1 protein-coding gene and 1 pseudogene are annotated in these 768 nt (G+C 58.5%); one reads left to right on the forward strand and one right to left on the reverse strand.

What is annotated here, in order from left to right; genetic code table 11:
* A pseudogene (locus PL599_RS22700) lies at positions 1 to 185 on the forward strand (hypothetical protein); the annotation flags it as partial.
* 53 nt (positions 186 to 238) lie between these two features.
* On the opposite strand, the gene PL599_RS22705 reads toward PL599_RS22700, so the two are convergent.
* Positions 239 to 768: oxidative stress defense protein (locus PL599_RS22705; protein ID WP_271359895.1), on the reverse strand; the 530-nt coding region annotated here is incomplete at its 5' end.

A 768-nucleotide genomic window follows, 5' to 3' on the forward strand; every position in this document is an offset into this window, starting at 1 on the left:
GCTGTATGATCCCGCATCTGCAGATCGAAAAAGAGCTCAACAGCGGCGAACTTATCGATCTCACCCCGGGCCTGTTCCAGCGCCGCATGCTCTACTGGCACCGCTTCGCCCCGGAAAGCCGCATGATGCGCCGGGTGACCGATGCGCTCATTGACTACGGACACAAGGTGCTGCGTCAGGATTAAACCGCGGGCATAAAAAAGCCACTTCGCTGAAGTGGCTTTTTTGTTTCTATCGCTTACTGGGCCGGTTTCGGCGTTTCCGCCGGTTTCGCCGGGGTGGCTGGAGCAGCGGCTTGCGCCGGCTGCAGCTCAAAGACTACATCGACCTGGTCGTCAAACTGGATAGTCGCCTGCTCGTAGGTTTCCTGGGCAGAAACCGGCGCAGCGTCAGCAGCCTTCATCATGCGAACCATCGGGCTCGGCTGATAGTTGGAGACATGGTAGCGCACGCTGTACACCGGACCCAGCTTGCTGTGGAAGCCTGCGGCCAGCTCCTGCGCCTGATGCACGGCGTCGTCGATCGCCGCTTTACGCGCTTTATCTTTGTAGGCGTCCGGTTGCGCAACGCCCAGCGAGACGGAGCGAATCTCGTTGAGACCCGCTTTCAGGGCGCCATCCAGCAGACCGTTGAGTTTATCCAGCTGGCGCAAGGTCACTTCCACTGTGCGCACCGCGCGATAGCCTTTCAGAATGCTTTTCCCGTTCTGATAGTCGTAATCAGGCTGGGTACGCAGATTCGCCGAGTTGATGTCCTTTTTAGCAATAC

Origin of the sequence: Agrobacterium sp. ST15.16.055, assembly GCF_027956555.1 — a bacterium.
Taxonomy (GTDB): domain Bacteria; phylum Pseudomonadota; class Alphaproteobacteria; order Rhizobiales; family Rhizobiaceae; genus Agrobacterium; species Agrobacterium salinitolerans.